At 69.5% G+C, this 19,466-nt stretch carries 14 protein-coding genes; 10 read left to right on the top strand and 4 right to left on the bottom strand.

Translation table 11 applies throughout. The features are described from left to right. Positions 1–33: 33 nt before the first annotated feature. A complete protein-coding gene (locus tag AORI_RS41750; protein ID WP_016330609.1) occupies positions 34–621 on the bottom strand; it encodes a TMEM165/GDT1 family protein in 588 nt (195 codons plus the stop codon). Positions 622–809: 188 nt separating this feature from the next. On the opposite strand from AORI_RS41750, the gene AORI_RS41755 reads away from it, so the two are divergent. From AORI_RS41755 to AORI_RS41800, 10 genes are all read left to right on the top strand, one after another. Further along, positions 810–1,763 (top strand): S41 family peptidase, encoded by a 954-nt coding sequence (locus tag AORI_RS41755; RefSeq protein WP_016330610.1) that lies wholly within the window; start codon positions 810–812, stop codon positions 1,761–1,763. An 81-nt stretch (positions 1,764–1,844) separates the two neighbouring features. Further along, positions 1,845–3,356, top strand: coding sequence for a cytochrome ubiquinol oxidase subunit I (locus tag AORI_RS41760; RefSeq protein ID WP_016330611.1), 1,512 nt, complete (start codon positions 1,845–1,847; stop codon positions 3,354–3,356). 342 nt (positions 3,357–3,698) lie between these two features. Then, positions 3,699–4,706 (top strand): cytochrome d ubiquinol oxidase subunit II, encoded by a 1,008-nt coding sequence (gene cydB, locus AORI_RS41765; protein ID WP_016330612.1) that lies wholly within the window; start codon positions 3,699–3,701, stop codon positions 4,704–4,706. After that, positions 4,703–7,954 (top strand): thiol reductant ABC exporter subunit CydC, encoded by a 3,252-nt coding sequence (gene cydC, locus AORI_RS41770; protein ID WP_016330613.1) that lies wholly within the window; start codon positions 4,703–4,705, stop codon positions 7,952–7,954. Before cydB ends, cydC begins: the two co-directional genes overlap by 4 nt. A 14-nt stretch (positions 7,955–7,968) precedes the next feature. Beyond that, positions 7,969–9,105, top strand: coding sequence for a GAF domain-containing sensor histidine kinase (locus AORI_RS41775; protein ID WP_043847838.1), 1,137 nt, complete (start codon positions 7,969–7,971; stop codon positions 9,103–9,105). A gap of 83 nt (positions 9,106–9,188) precedes the next feature. Then, positions 9,189–9,806 (top strand): excalibur calcium-binding domain-containing protein, encoded by a 618-nt coding sequence (locus AORI_RS84730; protein WP_016330615.1) that lies wholly within the window; start codon positions 9,189–9,191, stop codon positions 9,804–9,806. Beyond that, positions 9,803–10,423 (top strand): class F sortase, encoded by a 621-nt coding sequence (locus AORI_RS41785; protein WP_016330616.1) that lies wholly within the window; start codon positions 9,803–9,805, stop codon positions 10,421–10,423. The genes AORI_RS84730 and AORI_RS41785 overlap by 4 nt, the downstream gene beginning before the upstream one ends. Positions 10,424–10,432: 9 nt before the next feature. Further along, positions 10,433–11,041 carry a histidine phosphatase family protein gene (locus AORI_RS41790; RefSeq protein WP_016330617.1) on the top strand — a complete coding sequence of 203 codons (609 nt, stop codon included), beginning with the start codon at positions 10,433–10,435 and terminating at the stop codon, positions 11,039–11,041. Positions 11,042–11,083: 42 nt separating this feature from the next. Beyond that, positions 11,084–12,334, top strand: coding sequence for an HAD family hydrolase (locus AORI_RS41795; protein ID WP_016330618.1), 1,251 nt, complete (start codon positions 11,084–11,086; stop codon positions 12,332–12,334). Between the two features lie 73 nt (positions 12,335–12,407). Continuing rightward, entirely contained in the window at positions 12,408–14,627 is a 2,220-nt protein-coding gene (locus AORI_RS41800; RefSeq protein ID WP_016330619.1) for a hypothetical protein, read from the top strand. On the opposite strand, the gene AORI_RS41805 is transcribed toward AORI_RS41800, so the two are convergent. From AORI_RS41805 to AORI_RS41815, 3 genes are read right to left on the bottom strand one after another with little or no spacing between them, the layout of a single operon-like run. Then, a complete protein-coding gene (locus AORI_RS41805) occupies positions 14,617–16,269 on the bottom strand; it encodes a hypothetical protein (RefSeq protein ID WP_016330620.1) in 1,653 nt (550 codons plus the stop codon). The two genes, AORI_RS41800 and AORI_RS41805, sit on opposite strands and share 11 nt — an antisense overlap. After that, positions 16,269–16,895, bottom strand: a complete 627-nt coding sequence (locus AORI_RS41810) for a response regulator (RefSeq protein WP_016330621.1) — start codon at positions 16,893–16,895, stop codon at positions 16,269–16,271. Before AORI_RS41810 ends, AORI_RS41805 begins: the two co-directional genes overlap by 1 nt. Positions 16,896–16,904: 9 nt before the next feature. Further along, positions 16,905–19,427: a M14 family zinc carboxypeptidase gene (locus AORI_RS41815; RefSeq protein ID WP_016330622.1), complete on the bottom strand. Its 2,523-nt coding sequence runs from the start codon at positions 19,425–19,427 to the stop codon at positions 16,905–16,907. Between the last annotated feature and the right edge of the window lie 39 nt (positions 19,428–19,466).

Genomic DNA, 19,466 nt, shown 5'->3' on the forward strand with positions numbered 1-19,466 from the left:
TTACCCGGCGAACCTGTGAAAACCCCGTGCGCCTCAGAAGACGAGCTGGGCCAGCGCGAACAGGGAGAACCCGGCGAAGACGAAGCCCGCGACGCGCTGGATGAGCTTCGGGCGGATCCGGCTGCGGACCTTCGCGCCGATGAAGACGGCCAGACCGGCGACGGCGACCAGGGCGACGAAGGAGCCGAGGCCGACCGCGAACGGGTTGCCGAAGCGAGCCGTGAGGCTGGCCGTCGCGAGCTGGGACGCGTCGCCCCACTCGGCGGCGAACAGCACGCCGAACGACGTCAGCGCGGAGCGGAGGAAGGTCGCGGGGCCGGGGCCGGAACGCGAGGCGTCCTCTCCGCCGTCCTTGGCGGGACTGAACCCTTCGCGAAGAAGCATGTACGCGCCGACGCCGAACATTCCGGCGACGATCGCGGTCACCAGTGCCTCCGGCAGCAAAGTGAGCACACTGCCGAAGATGGCGGCGATCGCGGATTGCACGGCGAATGCGGCGGTGACCCCGACGAATACCGGCCACGCGCGGAAACGAGTGGTGAGAACCAAAGTGGCGACGAGGGTCTTGTCCGGCAGCTCCACGGCCAGTACCAGGCCGAACGCGCTGATCAGCGCCAGCATCGAGCTAGACATGATGGTTCTTCACCCCTTTCACTGCAACGATAAAGGGGCGATTCAGAGAAAGGCAAGCTGATGGTTTTTCCGAATCGGCCGGCGTGTGCGGGCGAATTGTTTTCCTCGGCCGGGCGGAATTGAGTTTTCGGCAAACCGAATTCTTTTTTCAGGCTTCGCTGGTAGCGTCGCCGGGCATGGACGAGAGAGCGCGGATCGAAGACGTGTGCAGGCGCCTGCGGGACCACTACGTGTTCCCCGACGTCGCCGAGAAGCTGACGGTGTTCCTACGGGCCAGGCTGAGCGACGGCGTGTACGCGGGGCTCGACGATCAGGCGTTCGCCGTCGCGGTCACCGAAGATCTGCAGTCGGTCAACGGGGACAAACATCTGCGGCTGCGGTACCACGTCGACCCGCTGCCCGAGGTCGACGGTGAGTCGTACGATCCCGAGGAATTCCGGCGGGAGGCGGAGCTGAACTGCCACGGCATCGCGTCGGCGCGGCGGCTGGCCGGGAACGTCGGCTACCTGGAGACCAGGCTGTTCTACGGGCCGGACATCGCGGGCGAGGCCCTCGCCGCGGCGATGACGCTGCTCGCGACCACCGACGCGCTGCTCATCGACGTCCGGGAGAACCGGGGCGGCGATCCGTCCGCGGTCGCGCTGCTGATCAGCTACCTGGTCGGCGAGCCCGTCCACTTCAACAGCATCTATCTGCGCGACGGCGACGTGACCAACCAGTTCTGGACGCAGCCGTACGTACCGGGCCGCAAGTTCGGTCCGGACAAGCCGGTGTGGGTGCTGACCGGGCCGACGACGTTCTCCGGTGCCGAGGACCTGAGCTACTCGCTGCAGCAACTGGGGCGGGCGAAGACGGTGGGCGCGGTCACCGGCGGCGGGGCGAATCCGCGGAAGCAGTACAAAGTGGACACCCATCTGGATGTCACCGTCCCGGGTGGACGGGCCGTGAACCCGGTCACGGGAACCAACTGGGAAGGCGTCGGCGTCCAGCCCGACATCGCCGTCGATGTCGAGGACGCTTTCGACACGGCGTACGCGTTGGCGCTGGCCCACGTGCTGACACTAGGGGACACGGGCTTGCGGCGGCAGGTCGCCGATGAGGCGCGTCTCACGCTCGCGAGCCTCGGCTGACCAGGGCGCGGGACCTACGTCCCGGCGAGATCGGGACCACTTGAACTGGCGGGCTCATCGGGCGTTGAGCAGGCTTGAGGCGTGGAGGTTCTCGATCTCGCTCGGTGGCAGTTCGGCATAACCACCGTCTATCACTTCCTGATGGTCCCGCTGACCATCGGGCTTTCGGTCCTGGTCGCCGGGATGCAGACGGCGTGGGTCCGCACGGGTGATCAGCGGTACCTGAAGATGACCAAGTTCTGGGGGAAACTCCTGCTGGTCAACTTCGCGATGGGCGTGGTCACCGGCATCGTGCAGGAGTTCCAGTTCGGGATGAACTGGAGCGCGTACTCACGGTTCGTCGGCGACGTGTTCGGCGCGCCGCTGGCGATGGAAGGGCTCGTCGCGTTCTTCGTCGAGTCGACCTTCCTGGGGCTGTGGATCTTCGGCTGGGACAAGCTGCCGAAGAAGGTCCACCTGGCGTGCGCGTGGGCGTATTCGCTGGCGACCGTGGCGTCCGCGTACTTCATCCTGGCGGCGAACTCGTGGATGCAGCATCCCGTCGGGGTCGAGTTCGTCGACGGGAAGCCGACGATGAATTCGATCTGGGCGGTGCTGACGAACAACACCGCGCTGGCCGCGATCCCGCACACGCTCGCGGGCGCGTTCTCGGTGGCGGCGGCGTTCCTGGTCGGTGTGGCCGGCTGGCAGCTGTGGCGCAAGCGTTCGGAGGACGACGAGCACCGCGCGGTGTGGCGTTCGTCGTTGCGTCTCGGCGGCTGGACCGGCGTGGTGGCGTTCGCGGTGCTGGCGATCACCGGCGACCTGCAGGGCAAGCTGATGTTCGAGCAGCAGCCGATGAAGATGGCGTCGGCGGAAGCGTTGTGCCACACGGAGAAACCGGCGAGTTTCTCGATCATCGCGATCGGCGACGTGCGGAACGCGAATTGCGAGGACGTCAAGACGTTCACCGTGCCCGCGCTGCTCTCGTTCCTGGCGCACAACGACTTCTCGACCGAGGTCAAGGGCGTGGAGAACCTGATCACCGAGTACCAGGCGAAGTACGGCACGAACTACCCGGACGACCCGCAGCTCGGCTCGCTCGCGGGCAAGCCGATCGACTACGTGCCGAGCTTGCCGGTGACCTACTGGGGCTTCCGCGCGATGATCGGCTTCGGCGCGATCTCGGCCGGGATCGGGGTGCTCGCGCTCTGGCTGACCCGGCGCGGGCGGATCCCCGGGCAACGCTGGTTCCCGTGGCTCGTGCTCGGCGGGATCGCGACGCCGTTCATCGGCAACAGCGCCGGCTGGATCTTCACCGAGATGGGCCGTCAGCCGTTCGTGGTGGTGCCGAACCCGACCGGTGTCGACGGGGTGTGGATGTTCACGGCACAGGCCGTCTCGAAGTTGTCCACAGGCGAGGTATGGACTTCGCTGATCGCTCTGACGACCGTCTACGCGGTGCTCGGCGTGGTCGAGGTCTACCTGATGCGCAAGTACGTCCGGGGCGGCGTCGACGCCGTCATGCCACCGAAGAAACCGGCCTCGACCAGCAAGAACAGCGACTCGGAAGGCGGTGACGGCGATGACGACGCGCTGGCCTTCGCCTACTGATCGCCTCTTGACCTCACGTACCCAGCCCCCCGCCCTTCCCGGGGGACGGCCCCGCACCCAGCGTATCGGGGGTATCGCTCAGGCGGGTTACCCACAGCCGATCTGTGGACAACTTGCGTGGTTGTGGATAACTCAGGGCGACCAGGGGATTGGGAGCGTCGCGAAAGCCACTTTCGCGACATGCCGCGCGGCGTCCACAGGGCACGCGAGCAGGCAGCGGGCTGAAAGCGTCCTTCACCGCATCGCATGCGGTGAAAGCGTCCTTCAGCCCATGCCCATGCCCATGTCCAGGCCCGCATCGGAGCCGGAGCCGGAGCCCAGGCCCAGGAAAGTGAGCATCCGATGACCCTCGAAACGATCTGGTTCTGCGTTATCGCCCTGTTCTGGCTCGGCTACCTCTTCCTCGAAGGTTTCGACTTCGGCGTCGGCATGCTCATGCCGGTCCTCGCGAAGGACAACACCGAGCGCCGCGTCATGGTCAACACGATCGGCCCGGTCTGGGACGGCAACGAGGTCTGGCTGATCGTCGCCGGCGGCGCGATGTTCGCCGCGTTCCCCGGCTGGTACGCGTCGCTGTTCTCGGCCGCGTACCTCCCGCTCCTGGTGGTCCTGCTCGCCCTCATCGGCCGCGGCGTCGCGTTCGAGTACCGCGGCAAGGTCGACTCCGACCGCTGGCGCCGCAACTGGGACCGCGTCATCGGCATCGGCTCCTGGATCCCGCCGTTCGGCGTCGGCCTCCTGCTCGCCACCACCGTCCTCGGCCTCCCGCTCGACGCCGACGGCAATCGCGTCGGTGGACCGTTCGCCGCCCTCAGCCTCGAAACGCTGCTCGGCGCGATCGCGGTCGTCGGGTTCTCGCTGGTCCACGGCGCCGCGTTCCTCGCCCTCAAGACCGAAGGCGACCTCCGGCACCGCGCGCGGAATCTGGCAGGCCGCCTGCTCCCGGTGGCCCTGCTGCCGTTGCTCGCGTTCCTCATCGTCGTGCAACTGCGCTCGGGCGACCTGTGGACGCTGTTCCTCATCGGCGTCGCGGTCATCGCCGCGGTCGTCGCGTGGTTCAAGATCCGCATGGGCCGCGAAGGCCAGGCGTTCGCCGCGCTCGGCGGGGTGATCGCGGCTTCCGCCGTCGCGATCTTCGTCGCGCTGTACCCGAACGTCCTGCCGTCCACTTTGGACGCTGCCAACACGTTGACGATCGCGGGTGAGGCGTCGAGCCCGTACACGCTGACCGTGATGACCTGGGTCGCGCTGTTCGGCGCCCCGGCCGTCCTGATCTACCAGGGCTGGACGTACTGGGTGTTCCGCAAGCGCATCGGCACCCGGCACATCCCGCCGGTGCACGCACCATGACCGAACTTCCCGGCCGCGACACCCTTTCCGCCACGGAGTCCACAATGGACCCAGCGCGACCGGGGAAGGGTCCGCTCGGCGCGCTGGCTCCACTTTCGAGTGCGGCGCGCCGAGCGTTGATCCTCAGTGGAATCCTCTCTTTCATCAACGCGCTTTTGCTGGTGGGACAGGCGTTCCTGCTGGCCGACGTCCTCTCCGCGGTCGTCCGCGGAACACCGGGGGACCGCACTGCCCAGCTGGCCGTGCTGCTCGCGCTCGTCGCAGGGCGCGCGCTGACCGGCTGGGCGGTGCGGATCGTTTCCGTTCGCGCGGCCGCCCGCGCGAAGGAGGAGCTGCGCGCCAAAGCCCTCGACCACGCCTTGAAACTCGGCCCGGAATGGATCGCGCGCCGCGGCCACGGCGAGCTGACTTCGTTGACCACCAAGGGACTCGACGCCCTCGACGCCTATTTCACCCAGTACCTTCCGGCTCTGGTGACCGCGGCGATCGTGCCGCTCGCCGCCGGCGTCGCGATCCTGTTCGCCGACTGGCCGTCGGCCCTGCTCGTCGTGATCACCGTGCCGCTGGTGCCGCTGTTCGCCATCCTGATCGGCAAGCACACCGCCGAACGGGTCGCCGAAGCCGCCGACGCCGAGCAACGGCTGTCCGGACATCTGCTGGAACTCGTCCGCGCGCTGCCGATCCTCAGCGCGTTCCGCCGCGCCGGGGCACAGGCCGAGACGGTCCGGAAGATCTCCGAACGTCATCGCCGCACCACACTCAAGACGCTGAAGGTCGCGTTCGCGTCGGCGTTCGCGCTCGAACTGATCGCGACGCTTTCGGTCGCGCTGGTCGCGGTCGTCATCGGCGTCCGGCTCGTCTCCGGCGACCTGTCGCTCGCCATCGGGCTCGGCGTGCTGATCCTCGTACCGGAGTGCTACCAGCCACTGCGTGCGGTCGGCGCCGCCTTCCACGCCAGCGAAGACGGTGTCGAGGCCGTGCGCCGGGTCGCGGACGTGCTCGCGGAACCCTTGCCGCCCAACGGCTCCGCGACTCCGGCCAAGGGCGAGATCCACGTCGGGGGACTGCGTGTCGCCAGGCGCGGCGGATTCGCGCCCGACGGTGAGACGTTCAGCGTCCGGCCCGGCGAGATCACCTGGCTGCGCGCGCCCAGCGGTGGCGGCAAGTCGACGACGCTCGCCACGCTGCTCGGTTTCGTGCAGGCGCACGACGGGACGATCACCGTCGGCGGCACCGACCTCGCCGATGCCGACCTGGAGCGCTGGCGCGAGAACGTCGCCTGGGTGCCGCAGTCGCCGGTGTTCGGCGGGGGCACGGTCCTCGACGAGGTCGGTGCGGAAGACATCCTCGGCGAACTCGGGCTGACCGGACTCGCCGACCGGCCGGTTTCGAAGCTGTCGCAGGGACAACGCCAGCGTGTCGCGGTGGCGCGGGCGCTGGTGCGGGTCCGGTCGGGCGCGTGGCTGCTGTTGCTCGACGAACCCACCGCGCACCTCGACGAGGTCAACGCCGCGCGCGTCATGGCCGCCGTCCGTGCGGCCGTCGACGACGGTGCCGCCGCGATCATCGCCGCCCACGAACGCGGTTCCGGTGTCGACATGTCGACTGCGACTGGGGTCGAAGCCAGTGCCATCGAGGAAAGCCGGGAAGTCCGGCCGCTGCCTTGGCGCGAACTGCTGCATGCCAGGTTCTTCGGCGGGGCGTTGCTCGGTGCCGCCGCGTTGCTCGCCGGGGTCGCGCTGACCGCGCTCTCGGGCTGGCTGATCGCCAAGGCGTCCCAGCAGCCGCCGATCCTGACCCTGACGGTGATGATCGTCGGCGTGCGGACGTTCGGCCTCGGCCGTGCGGGGCTGCGTTACCTCGAACGGCTGGTCACACACGACGCCGCGTTCCGGATCGCCGGAGCCCTGCGTGTCCGGCTGTGGGAGTCGCTGGTGCGGCTCGGCCCGGCCCGGGCACTTCGAGCGGGTGAAGAGCAGCGTCGGCTGGTCGGCGACACCGACACCGTGCGTGACCTGCTTCCGCGCGTGATCACTCCGCTGATCGTGGTCGCGTTGGTGGCCGTCGGCGCGGTCGCGGTCCAGACCGCGGTGCTGCCCGAAGCCGGGCTCGCGCTGGCGGCGGCCGTGCTGGTGAGCGCGTTCGCGCCACTGCTCGCGCTGCGGGCGGAGCGTCGCGCGACCAGCGCGCTGGCCGCCGGACGGCGTTCGGTGTCGGCGCAGGTGCTGAGCCTGTTCGAGGCCGCCGCCGAGTTGATCGCGTACGGGGCCGACAAAGAGCGTCGTCGACGAATCGCCACGACCGACGCCGCGCTGACCGCCGAAGCCCGGCGACAGGCCTTCGGCGCGGGTGCGGCCGACGCCCTGATCATCCTGGCGACGGGGGCCGCCACCGTCGTGAGCGCCGGGTTCGCCGTGAGCGCCGTCGCCGCCGGCGCGCTGAACCCGGTGCTCGCGCCCGTGGTCGCCCTGGTGCCGCTCGCGCTGGCGGAGGTCCTCTCCCTTCTTCCGCCCGCCCCGCAGCACTGGGACACCCTGCGTCAGGCCCGTCTGCGTCTCGCCGAGTGTCAGGAAAGGGTCGTTCAGGACGAAAAACGTCAGGAACGACCCTTTCCTGACACCGGCGGGGTGCGGATCCGCAACGCCGACCTCGGCTGGCCCGGCACCGAGCACCCGGTCCTCACCGGCGTCGACCTCGACATCGCGCCCGGCACGCACGTCGCCGTCGTCGGCCCGAGCGGCGCCGGGAAGTCGACGCTCGTCGCGGCCCTGCTCGGCTTCCTCCAGCCGACCAAGGGCGACGTCGCGACTCCCGCGAACGTCGCCTGGGCGCCGCAGGAACCGATGCTCGTCTCGACCACGGTCGCCGAGAACCTGCGCCTCGCCAAACCGACGGCGTCCGAGGCCGACCTGCGAAAAGCGTTGTACCAAGCCGTTCTCGAAGACGTCGAGCTCACCACGATGCTGGACAGCGCCGGGGCCGGTCTTTCGGGCGGGCAGGCGCAGCGGGTCGCGCTGGCGCGGGCCGTGCTGGGCGCCGAGCAGGCCGATCTCGTCCTGCTCGACGAGCCCACCGCCCACCTCGACGAGCCGACCGCGCGCACCGTCCGCGAACGGCTCGGCGAGGCGCTCGCCGGGAAGACCGTCGTCCACGTCACGCACCACGCCGCCGAAGCCGAGGAAGCGGACGTGATCCTGGAGGTCCAAGATGGCCGCGTCACAGCGCGCGCCTTGGCCGGAGCCGACTAATGTCGATAGCGCTCATGGATCCCACGCTTGCCGCGCGCGCACTGTCCGCCGCCACCGAGATCACCGGCACCGCCCTGTCCGGTGACGACCCGGGTGACGTGCTGGAGACCGTGGTCGCCCGCGCCGTCGAACTGGCCGAGGCCGACCTCGGTCTCGTCATGGTGCGCGCGGACGACGGCCAGGTGGTCGCCGAGGCCGCGCACGGGGCCACCACCCAAGGCCTGCGCGGGCTGGCCTTCTCCGCCGATTCCGCGGCAGGCCAGGTCGCCCGCGGCGGTGGACCGGTGGTCAGTGAGGACTTCACCGTCGATCCGCGCACGGCGCCGTTCGTACCGCCGGAGCTCCAGGGCTTCGGGCCGTTCGCCGCTTCGGCGTTCGGCGCCGGCGGGCGCGTCCTCGGCGCGCTCACCGTGTACCGCCGCCACGGCGGGGAACCGTTCTCCGCCAGTACGGTCGAGGTGCTCACCGCGTTCGCCGCGCAGGCGGGCGTCGTGCTCGCGCTGGCGGAGGGCGCCAACGCGCGGCACCGCGTGACCCTCTACCAAGAGCGTGAACGCATCGCGCGCGAACTGCACGACGTCATCGTGCAGCGCCTCTACGGCGCCGGGATGCAGCTCGACCGCGTCCGCAAGAACATGCGGAAGCGCTTCGCCCAGGCCGACGGCGCGCGGCTGTCCGAGGCGATCGACCAGCTCGACCAGACCATCGAAGAGATCCGCGGCACCGTGCGCGCCCTGCGCAGCCCGGAACCCGCGAACCAGGCCGTCACCGCCACCGACCTCGCCGAGTCCGCGCGGGGCGAGGTGCGTATCGCGGGCGAACTCCTCGGCTACCCGCCGACCCTCGAACTGTCGGGCGAACTCGCCGACATCCCCGCCGAGCAGGCGGACCATATCCGTGCCGCCCTGCGCGAAGCACTGTCCAATGTGGTCAGACACTCCGGGGCGAGCGAGACCCGCGTGACGCTCAGCCGCGACGCGGAAGGCGTCAAACTCCGTGTGCGGGACAACGGATCCGGGGTCCCGCAGGGGGTCGCCAAACGCGGTCTCCGTCATCTCGCCGAACGCGCGACGACGTCGGGCGGGCGTTTCTCGATCAATTCTTCCCCGAGTCTGGGGACTTTGGTCGCTTTCGACGTTCCGCTCGACTGAACCGTGTAACGGCTGGGGCCGGGGCGCGACTCTATGTGCATCGAACGCGCCCCGAGCGCGGATTCCCAGCGAAAGGACTCCCTATGTCCTCGGTTCGTCGCGCCCTCGGCACGGCCGTCATCCTTGCCGGTTTCTCCTTGTTCGGCCCTGCTTCCGTCGCGTTCGCGCTGGCCGAAGCGCCCGCGATCGCCGACCTGGACTGCGGTGACTTCAAATATCAGGAAGAAGCGCAGGCCGAACTCGAGAAAGATCGTTCCGATCCGCACGGGCTCGATCGCGACAAAGACGGAATAGCCTGTGAAGATCTGCCGAAGCGCGGAGCGCCGGCGACCACAACGAGCGCGCCGACCGCTCCTCCGATCACCACGGAAACACGGGCGCCGCAGTTCAAGGACAAGGATTGCGCCGATTTCCCCTCGCAGGCCGCCGCGCAGGCCGAGCTCAAGAAGAACCCGCGAGACCCGCACAAGCTCGACGGTGATCACGACGGATACGCCTGCGAATCCCGGTTCGGTGAACCCGCGAAATCCGGTCAGGTGAAGGTGAAACCCGTCGGTGGTGTCGCGACCGGCGGCGGAGATGCCGTCGAGAGCAACGGTGGGTTCCTGGAGGTCACCGCGGTCGCGCTGACCGGCGCCGCGTTGCTGACCGTGTCGGCCGCGGGCGCGTCCCTGGTCCTTCGGCGGCGTGCGGAGCGATGATCCGGCCCTCCTGGCGCCGGTGGCCGGTTCCGCTGGTCGTCGGCACGCTCATCGGGGTGGTGCTCGCGGCCGCGCTGACCGCGTGCGCCGTCCCTCCGTCGGGCAAGGTCGCGTCGCCGGCGCCGCCTTCCTCGGTGTCTTCCGTCGCGGAGGCGCCTCCGCTGGCGCCCGCGAAACCGGCCAGGCTCGAGATCCCGGCGATCGGCGTCCGCACCGGCGAGATCATCGACCTCGGTCTGGCCGGTGACGGCACCCTGGAGGTGCCGCACGACGCGGTCACCACCGGCTGGTTCACGGGAGGCCCTGCACCGGGCGAGATCGGGCCCGCCGTCCTCGCCGGGCACGTCGACTACAAGAAGGTCCCCGGCGTCTTCGTCCGGCTCAAGGAACTGAAGGCGGGCGACGAGGCTCTCGTCCACCGCGAGGACGGGATCACCGCGGTGTTCACCGTGTACGCCGTCGAGCGGCATCCGAAGGCGTCCTTCCCCACGGAGAAGGTCTACGGCGACACGACCGGGCCCGAACTGCGCCTGATCACCTGCGGCGGGGATTTCGACTCGTCGACCGGCAACTATCTGGACAACGTCGTCGCCTTCGCGAAACTGACGCGCGTTTAGATTCTCCGGATGCGCACCGTCTACGTCGTCACGCATCCGGAGGCCACGCACCACGTCGATCGCCTGGTCGGTGGGTGGTACGACTCCGAACTCACCCCCGAGGGCGAACGCGCGGCCGCCGCCGTCGCCGAGTCGCTGCGCGCGAAGGTGCCGGACGAGGTGGAGCTCTACGCCTCGGATCTGCGCCGCACCGCGAGGACCGCGGAACTGATCGGCGAACGGCTCGGCGTGACCCCCGTCCTGGACCGGCGGTTGCGCGAGAAGTCGTACGGGGAAGCCGGCGGCAAACCGCAGGCATGGCTGGACAGCCGGTTCGTCCCGCCTCCCGCCGTGGGCGAGCGGCTGGGGCACGACGAAGGAATCCCCGGTGCCGAAACGAAAGGCGCGATGGCGGCGAGGGTCTACTCGGCCATGGAGTCGATCCTGGAAAGCCCGTGCGCGCACCAGATCGTCGTCACGCACGGTGGCGCGCTCACCTTCGTGATCGCCGCGTGGATCCGGATGCCGCTCGAAGCGGCCGGGTACGCCGACTTCCGCGGTTCACCCGGCAGCGTCACCGTGCTGCGTGAGGACGACTACTTCCACAACCGGCAGGTCGTGACGCTCGCCGGGAAATGAAAGGATCTCCCCGGACCGTCGAAGACCATGTGGGGAGATGACATGCCGAGGTTCCTGCGAGCCGTGGCCCTTGCCGCCGCCGTGGCGGTCGTACCGGTGACCGTGCCCGGCACGGCCACGGCATCGATCGCGCCGCGCTGTCCACAGCTGCGGCTGGCCGAGCACTGGTACGGCGACAACGCGGCGAAGATCCAGCAGGTCATCTGCGGTAAGAAGCACGGCGACCGGCCCGTCGCGGTGTTCGATTGGGACAACACGGTCATCAAGAACGACATCTCCGACCAGACCGTCTTCTGGATGATCCGGCACGACAAGGTCCTCCAGCCGCGAAACAAGGACTGGCGCACGACAAGCCGCTACATGACCGAGGCGGGCGCGAACGCGCTGAGCAAGGCGTGCGGCACTGCGACTCCGGCCGGAAAGCCGCTTCCCACCAGCAAGAACATCGCCTGCGCCGACGAGCTCCTCTCGGTGCGGAAGAGTGCGAAGACGACCACCGGGGAAGAGGTCTTCGCCGGGAACAACCGGCGGTACATGGAGGCGGCCTACGCCTGGGTCGCGCAGATCAACGCCGGATACCGCCCGGACGAGGTCCGCGCGATCGCCCGGCAGGCCAGGGCCGCGGCGTTGCTGGCGCCGGTCGGGGCGACCCAGAAGGTCGGTTCGAGCACCCAGGTCGCGTGGATCCGGTACTACCCGGAGATCAAGGACCTGATCGCGACGCTGAACAAAGCGGGCTTCTCGACCTGGGTCGTTTCCGCCTCACCCAAGGAATTCGCGGACGTCTGGGGTTCCGCCGTCGGCATCCCGCCGAGCCGCACGCTCGGGATCTACTCGCAGACCACGAACGGCCGGATCAACGGACACCTCGAAGGCTGCGGCGGGCATGCCGACGGCGCCGACGAGATCATGACCTACATCGACGGCAAACGGTGCTACATCAACGAACGCATTCTCGGGATCCGCGGCGCGAAGGCGATGGAACCGGCACCGGCGGACATGCGGCAGGTGCTCGCCGGCGGTGACGCGACCACCGACGTCACGATGCTGCGCGACGCCACCGGAGTCCGCGTCACGCTCAACCGCAACAAGGACGAGCTGATGTGCCGCGCCTACGACAACGCGGACGGGAAATGGGCGGTGAACCCGATGTTCATCGAGCCCTTCCCGGCGCTGAGCCGCACCTACCCATGCTCGACGACGGCGTACGAAAACGCCGACGGCACACACGGTCCGGTGCTGCGCGACGACGGCACGGTCATCCCGGACCAGCGGGACACCGTTCATCCCTGAGCGGGTTCACGGTGAGTGACGTGCATGATCCGCGCTGCTAGCGTGTCGGATACAGCTGTGAGGGGGTTTACAGGTGACCGATCCGTTTCAGGCGGAGCTCGTCAAACAGGCCGTCGCGCTGGTGTTCACCGGTGGGGGCAAGGTCGCCGAGTACCTCTGGAAGAAGCTTTCGGGGCGGCGGGACGAGAAACGCCTGCGTTCCGACCCGGCCGCGCTGGAGGCCGCGGTTCGCCGCCTGGCCGCGGAAGATCCCGTCGTGGCGGGGGAATTGCGCGAGCTGGTCGGAAGCATGCTCGCGATGGGTCACGACCGGCCGCGGATCGTGCCCCGGTCACCGAATCTGTTCGACCGCGTCGGCGCTCAGGCTCAGCTGGGCGGCACAGGTGTCGTGGTGCTCTCGGGCCCCTCCGGGGTGGGCAAGACGACGCTCGCCGAGCACTACGGGACGCGCTCCGGTGGGGCGTATCCCGATGGCGCGCTGCTGATCGACCTCGCGGATCATCGCGACGGCCCGGGCGCGCCGTTGAGGATCAGCCAGGTGCGGGAGGCCGTGCTCCAGGCATTGGGCGTGGAGCCGAAGCTCATCACGCCCGGTGCCGGGGAACTGAAAACCCAGTACAACGACGTCCTCGGGCCGTTGCGCCTGCTTCTGGTCTTCGACTCGGTCGAAAACGTCCGCGATCTCCAGGCGCTGGTGCCTCCGGCGCCGATGAGCTTGGTGCTCGCGCTGACGGAAGGGCCGTCCGACGAACTCGTGACGCAGTATCCCCGGCATGTCCCCCTCAGCAGGCTCGAAGAGGGCGCGGATCGGATGCTTTTCGAAGCCATCGCGGGGACCGGCCTGCTCGCCGCCGATCCCGAAGGCGCGCTCGAAGTCCTCGTCGAATGTGACCGTTTCCCGGCGACGGTGGTCGCCGCCGCGATCGCGGCGAGGCAGCGGGCGGCACTGGCGGCTCGGCCGCTCAAGCTCCTCGCGAAGGAACTGAGCAGCGGGCGCGCACTCGGCCCCGTGAGTGCCGCCTTCGACCGGGTCCTCGCCGCGCTCCCGCCGCGGGAACGGGACCTTTGCCTGGCGCTGAGCGGAATTCCGGGGCCGAGCTTCACGTACGAGGCGGCAGCGGCCGTCGCCGGATGCGAACCGTTCGAGGTCCTCGACGCGCTGGTGCATCTCCAGTCGGTCTTCTTCGTGACCGAGGAGCCCGGCAAGCGCCTGCGGCTGACCAAACAGGCGAGGCAGGCGCTCACTCGCGCGGGTCATGAGCCGGACGGCGAGGGATTCCCGCGGCTCGTGCGTTTCCACCGCACCCGGGCGGTACAGGCGGATCACTGGAAGATGGGTGACCGGCGGCTGAGGCTGTACGACCAGACGTTGCCGGAGGGCACCCGGCCCTTGGACCTCGCCCCTGGACAGGACGCGATCGATCTGCTGGTCGCCGAGATCCCGGCGTACCGCGCGCTGGCGAAACCGGCCCACGACGCCGGGCTCCATCGCGAGCTGACGCAGCTCTGCGGCGCCCTGGAAATCGTCGGGCTGCACCGGGGACACCTGCGTGAGCTCGCGGAGATCAACGAACAGGGGATCGCGAGCGCGGAAGCCCTCGGCGACGTCCCGCTCCAGTTGAGGGTCATCGCACAGCAGGCACGGCTGTACTCGTTGCTCCAGGAGTTTCCGCGGGCGGAGAAGGAACTCGGCAAGCTGGGAGAGCTGCTGAGACGGCTCGAGTCACCCGAGACCGAAACGAATCGGCAGCTGCGGGCCTCGCTTTGGGAGTTCCGTGGGCTCTTCCACCGGGAACGAGGGCAGTACACCGAGGCGTCGGCGTGTTTCTTCGAGGCGCTGAAGATCAGCCGGACGTTGGGCGGGCTTCCCTTCCGAGGGCAAGGGCTGCACGCGAGGATGCTCGCCAACGTCCAGGTGCTGCTCGGGGACCTCGCCGGGGCGTTCCGGTTGCTGGAAGAAGCCGAGGCGAACACGGACCCCGGCAACAAACGTGACCTCGCCCAGGTCTGGCTGGTGCGGGCGAAGGCGCTGAGCCGATCGGGGACGGCGGAGGCCGCGCGGCAGGCGCTCGATCTGGTGCCGGAAGTCTGGCGCATGGTGGCCCCGACGGGGAGCGATCAGTACGACCTGGAGATCGCCGAGGCACTCGGGGACGCCGCTTGGGCAGGCGGGGACTTCGGCAAGGCACGCGAGTACTGGTCCGGCGTCTGGCAGCGGTTGCAAGCGGTCAAGCACCCGCGTGCGGGCGCGGTGCACGCCAAGATCTACACCGAGCCGCCCCTCATCCGGTGAACATCGAGGCGACGACGTTCCGGACGTGGTGGCCCTCCCGCACGCGGAACGATCCGGTCGCCGGGAAATTTCGGTTCCTTCGCCAGTAATAGGCGGAAATCGTGGCCAGCGGCTCACCTCGTGTGGTGAGTTCGACGACCGGTTCCCCGGCGCTCCACACCAGGCACCGCTCCGCGCCGATCCCGGCGATGAGCCCGGCATCGGGACGGCGATGGGCGATTTCCCTTGCCCAGCCGTCGAATTCCGCGTCCTCGCCGGTGAACTCGCAGTAGACCACGGCGGCGCCTTCAAGTTCGTCCAAAGTGGACAGTTCCTCGTGGGCGACGACATGGCGATCGGACGAGCCGGACCGCCCGGCCTGTTCGGTGGGGAACCGGGAAACCGTCAGATGGTCCGCGTGCTGCCGAACCTCGACGGAGAACGTCGCGGGCTCAGTGACCTCCGGCACCGGATCGGGAACGGGGAGGAAGACCGCCCGGGTATCCGGCTCCGTGAGGCGCATCAGGTCGTAGAGGACGGGGCGAAGAAGCTCCGCGCACTTGCCGGAGAACTCGACCGCCTGCGCCGCGACCTCGGTGAGCGGTCCTTCGGCGCACGCCTGGTCGACCTGTTCGCGCAGATCGCGCTCTTGGTCGAGCCTCGGGGCCCTGGCCAGCAGCTCGGCGAGCGGGGAATCCGGCACCACGGTGGCGGGTTCCCGGCTGCCGATCAGCACCGGGATCCGCGCGGCGGCCGCGTACAGCGCGATGGAGCCGCCGTCCGAGACCAGGCAATCCGCGGAAACGACGGCCGCCTGCCAGCCGCGTTGGGGCGGGATCACGGCGAGCCCCGCTCGCCGGGCCCGCGAGAGCCACGCGCGCAGCTGCCACGGACTGTGCGCGGCCCAGGCGCCCGGATGCGCGATGAGGCTGAACTTGTACTCGTCGACGGGGAGTTCGGTGAGCAGCCGTGCGGGCAGGCCCGGATCGGTGCCCAGCAGGGAATCGGGCCCCCAGGTGGAGGCCAGCACGACATGCTTGCGGTCACGGACGTCGAGCAGGCGCCGGTAGCGGGCCGCGCGGTTGAGACTGGCGAGCATCCGGTCGTGACAGGGGTCGCCGACCACGACGGCGTGCGGTTCGGCTTGCGGACAGTTCCGCCGCAGATAACGCAGCTGATTGCTGTGCGAAAGGCCGATCCGGCTGAGGACGACATGACCGTCGCGGACCAGCCGCGCCGGGTTCAGCCCGGAAATGACCGTCTGGTGCGGGTAGTGCTTCTGGTGCCCGATGCCGTGCGGAACGAGCAGGACGGGCGCGTTCACCCGGTGGAGTTCGTCGTTCTCGCTGGCGGCGATCGCCAGGTCGAACCGGGTCTCGACGGCCTGCTCCCAGGAGATGACCTTCGCGTCCAGCGAGGCGAGGAACTCACCGACCCCGGAGGACAGGATCGCCGGCTCGCGCTCGTTGTGGGTGAACACGATCTGGATCCGCGGATCGTCCTTCAGCAGCGACACGACGTCGAGCAGCCGGGTCAGGGTGGTGACGGTGCGGACGACGACCAGGACGCGGTGGGAGAACCGGACCGTGAGCCACTGGTCGAACTCGGGATCGACCGGGACCTTCGCCCAAAACGACGGGGGGGGGAACCTTTTTTCGCGCACTACCTGTCCCGGCGCGCGATCCACGCCGCGGCCTGCGTGCGGCGCTGCATGCCCAGCTTCGCGAGCACGGACGTCACGTAGTTCTTCACCGTCTTCTCGGCGAGGAACAGGCGCTCCGCGATCTCGCGGTTGGACATGCCCTGCCCGATCAGGTCCAGCACCTCGCGCTCGCGTTCGGTGAGCGAGCCGAGTTCGTCCTCGGGCGGATGCCGCAGCTTGTCGAGTACCCGCGCCGTCGACAGCGGGTCGAGCAGCGACCGGCCCGCCGCGACCTCGCGGACCGCGTTGACGACGTCCTGGCCGCGGACCTGTTTCAGCAGGTACCCGGCCGCGCCGGCCATGATCGCGCCGACCATGGCCTCCTCGTCGTCGAACGCGGTCAGCATCAGGCACTGCGGCGGGTTCGGCTTCGAGCGCAGCTCGCGGCAGAGCGCGATGCCGTCGCCGTCGCCGAGCCGCACGTCGACCACGGCGACGTCCGGCTCGACGTGCATCGCCACGGCGAGCGCCTCGTCCACCCCGCTCGCCTCGGCGACCACCTCGATGTCGGGCTCGTCGGTGAGGAGGTCACGCAGACCGCGCCGCACCACCTCGTGGTCGTCGATGAGCAGCACCTGGATCGGCATACCCCCACGTTACTTCGAGGCCGCCCAGTAAACCGCCTTGGCCACCTGCGAGTACAAGCCCTTCGGGTGATCGCGGAACAGCGGTTCGGTGCCGAACAGCACCGCCCGCCCGCCGAGTCCCGTGGTCCCGGACACGACGGCCGCCTGGCCCGCCGCCTCCAGCGGCCCGCCGGTCCCGTCGTCCCGGGTGCGCCAATGCCCCGCGACCAGGGGATTCCCGCTCGCGTAGCGCTGCTCGACGGTGACCGAGGAGCCGAGATCGGTGAACCAGAACGGCCCGTAGACGAACGAGTCCGGCAGCGCGCCGGCGCCGACCGGGCCGGTCCCGTTGACGACCGAAACGACGCCGTTCCCGTCCTCCCAGCCCGCCACCGGACGCGCTTCGAGAAGTCCCGCGTCGGTGTTGAACCGCGCACCCGTGGCACCGCGGGTGACCACGCCGCCGCGGGCGAGGAAGGCGCGCAAAGCGTCCTTCGCGGCCGGGGTGAGGTCTGTGTACCGCAGTCCCGATGAGACGAACAGCAGGTCCACCCTGGACCAGTCGAAGCCCGCGTTGAGCATCGCCGCCGACACCGGCCGCACGTCGAAGCCCATGTCCCGCAGCGCTTTCAGCTCGTCCGCCCCGACGGCGGCCGCGATCGTCTTGCGGCTCAACGGGGTCGCCGTCCCGTGTGCCTCGGTGAACCGGACGCCGTAGCGGTCCGCCACCTCGGCGGCGGCCGGGCGGGCCGACGCGGGGACGACGATCGTGCCGTCGTCCGTGCGGCCGAGGGCGAGGCCCCGGTTCAGCAGGTCGTTGACGGCACTGACGTCCGTGGCATCGACCAGCTTCAGCGCGAGGTCCCGGCCGGGAGCGGCGTCGACGCCACCGGTCGGCGACGCCGCGACGACGTCGTGCGCACGGACGTCGAGCCTGCCCTGCTTCACGATGTCGACCGACGCGCCCCAGAGCAGGCGGTGGCTCCAGCCGGAGATGTCGTACATGACCGGCACCTTCGCCGAGATGTCGCTGCCCTGCTCCAGCATCACGTTCGCCAGGCCGCGTTTCGGCTGGTGCATGTCGACCAGGTACGAACCGGCCGGATAGCGGCGGCCCGCCAGTGAGAACGGGCGATCGGCCTGCCGCACCCGGACGTCGTTGGCCACCAGATGGTCGACCAGCCGGGAAGCAGCGACGGCCGAACGCTGGTCCGCCCCGGCGGGGATGACGTACGCCCGCGGGAACTCCGTGCGGTAGCGGTCTTCCGGCCCGAAGCCCGGCACGAACCCGTCGGGGATCTCGCGCTGCGCTTCACCGGCCGTGCCGCGGCGGAACATCTCGATCTGGTTCGCGATGAGCTCGCCGCGGTTGCGGTCGACGTAGCCCAGCGTGCTGCCGATGGTGGCCTCGACGACTTCGGTGTTGATCACCGCGCGCCGCTGGAGTTCCGCCACCGGCTGGGTTTCGTAGTCCGCGTTGTTCACCCGCATCGGGATTTCGATCGTGAACGACACCGCGCCGTGGTACATCGCGTACTGGGCGGTGTAGATCGGCGCCCAGCCGTCCCAGCTGCCGGGGTCGTAGTCGCGGAACGGGATCTCCGGCTTCGCCGTCTCGGGGCGCCCGAGCGCCTTGACCGCCTGCTCCATGCCGAGCCCGTTGGCGTACCCGTGCTTGATGTAGAGGTCGAAGTCGTAGTTCTGGCCGTGCGGCGGCGTGGTCGGCTCGATGAGCGTGTTCGCGACGTAGCCGTGTTCGTCCAGCATCATCAGCGGCTGCTTGCCGATCGCGATCCCGCGCATGGCCCGCACCTCCGGCTGCGACGCGGTGACGAAGTCGCGGTTGGGGTCGAAGCCCTGCGACGTCTGCCGCGTGCCGGCGACGCGGCCGTCCGGATTGGCCGTGACGTTGAAGTAGAAGCGGTTCCGTTTCAGCAGTTCGACGGTCTTGGGGTCGTTCGACGTCGCCAGCTTCTCGATGACGCGGAGCGCGCCGTCGGTGCCTTCCCATTCGTTGCCGTGGATGTTGTTGTTGATCCACACCGGCGCCTTGTAGCCGTGGCGCAGGAACGGGTCGCGCGCGGCCCGCGCCGGATCGTTCTCGATCAGCGACCGCCAGGCGTCCTGCCGTCGCGTCTCGGACCGGCTCTCCGGCGCGGTCAGTGTCACCAGGTAGAGGTCGCGGCCCAGCCCGGACTGCCCGGCGATCTCGACCGAGATCCGGTCACTGCGCGCCTGCAACGCGTTCAGCTTCGGCGCGATCGCGTGATACGGCGCCAGCCCGAGCTTGATCGACTTGTCGGCCGTGTTCTCCGGATACACGCGCAGCTTCGTCTTGCGCGGATACCCCGAATGGTCACCCGCGACGTTCTCGCCCGCCGCGGCCCGCGCGACGCTCATCGGCGGGTCGGTCGCGGCCACCTCGTTGCGCTCCGGCCCGTTGCCGGGATCGCGATGCGGCGCCGTCGGCGGTGGCGCCGCGTACGCCGGCGCGGCGACCGCGCTCAGTGACAGCATCAGGGCCAGGAACACGGTGCGAGCCGAACGCGACAAGGGCCACCTCCAGGGACGTCGGCACAGTGTTTCCGCCGA

Origin of the sequence: Amycolatopsis keratiniphila (assembly GCF_000400635.2) — a bacterium.
Classification (GTDB): Bacteria; Actinomycetota; Actinomycetes; order Mycobacteriales; family Pseudonocardiaceae; genus Amycolatopsis; species Amycolatopsis keratiniphila.